The sequence below is a fragment of the Micromonospora sp. S4605 genome, assembly GCF_003176715.1.
Classification (GTDB): Bacteria; Actinomycetota; Actinomycetes; order Mycobacteriales; family Micromonosporaceae; genus Micromonospora; species Micromonospora echinaurantiaca.
This window is the reverse complement of the sequence record NZ_QGSW01000493.1, coordinates 1-1,380: the sequence shown is the minus strand read 5'-3', so window position 1 is coordinate 1,380 and position 1,380 is coordinate 1. Positions and strand designations below refer to the sequence as shown.

Sequence of the window (1,380 nt, the reverse complement as noted above, 5' to 3'; positions counted from 1 at the left end):
CAAGGTGGCGGATCTGTCGCTCGCCGAGTTCGGGCGCAAGGAGATCCGGCTTGCCGAGCATGAGATGCCGGGTCTGATGGCGATTCGTCGTGAGTTCGCCGAGGCGCAGCCGCTTGCTGGCGCTCGGATCACGGGTTCGCTGCACATGACCATCCAGACCGCCGTGTTGATCGAGACGTTGGTCGCGCTCGGTGCGCAGGTGCGGTGGGCGTCGTGCAACATCTTCTCCACGCAGGATCACGCGGCCGCGGCGATCGTGGTCGGCCCGGACGGCACCCCGGAGGCCCCCGCCGGCGTGCCGGTGTACGCGTGGAAGGGTGAGTCGCTTCAGGAGTACTGGTGGTGCACCGAGCAGGTGTTGACCTGGCCGGATGGTCAGGGTCCGAACATGATCCTCGACGATGGTGGTGACGCCACCCTGCTGGTGCACAAGGGCGCGGAGTACGAGAAGGCCGGTGTGGTGCCGCCGGTGGAGTCGGCGGACTCGGAGGAGTTCGCGGTCATCCTCGGTCTGCTGCACCGCTCCCTCGCCGAGGACGGTCAGCGGTGGACCCGCATCGCCTCCGGCATCAAGGGCGTGACGGAGGAGACCACCACCGGTGTGCACCGGTTGTACGAGATGCACCGGGCGGGCACGCTGTTGTTCCCGGCGATCAACGTGAACGACTCGGTGACGAAGAGCAAGTTCGACAACAAGTACGGGTGTCGGCACTCGCTGATCGACGGCATCAACCGGGCCACCGACACCCTGATCGGCGGGAAGATGGCCGTGGTGATGGGCTACGGCGATGTGGGTAAGGGGTGCGCGGAGTCGCTGCGGGGGCAGGGTGCGCGGGTGGTGGTGACCGAGGTCGACCCGATCTGCGCGTTGCAGGCGGCGATGGACGGCTACCAGGTGGCCACCCTGGATGACGTGGTGGAGCAGGCGGACATCTTCATCACCGCGACCGGCTGCTATGACGTGATCACCAACGAGCACATGGCGCGGATGAAGCACCAGGCGATCGTGGGTAACATCGGTCACTTCGACAACGAGATCGACATGGCCGGGCTGGCCAAGCGGTCGGACGTGACCCGGGAGAACATCAAGCCGCAGGTCGACCTGTGGCGCTTCGACGACGGGCACGCGATCATCGTGTTGTCCGAGGGGCGGCTGCTGAACCTGGGCAACGCCACCGGTCACCCGAGCTTCGTGATGTCGAACTCGTTCGCCAACCAGACCATCGCCCAGATCGAGTTGTACACCAAGACCGACGAGTACCCGATCGGCGTGTACGTGCTGCCCAAGCACCTCGACGAGAAGGTCGCCCGCCTGCACCTGGACGCCCTCGGCGCCAAGCTGACCCAGCTCACCAAGGAACAGGCCGCCTACCTCGGCGT

Annotated in this window: 1 protein-coding gene; it reads left to right on the top strand. The window is 66.1% G+C overall.

Annotated features, from left to right (window positions below; translation table 11 throughout):
* A partial coding sequence (ahcY, locus tag DLJ47_RS35245) for an adenosylhomocysteinase (protein ID WP_109906705.1) occupies positions 1 to 1,380 on the top strand: 1,380 nt, incomplete at both ends.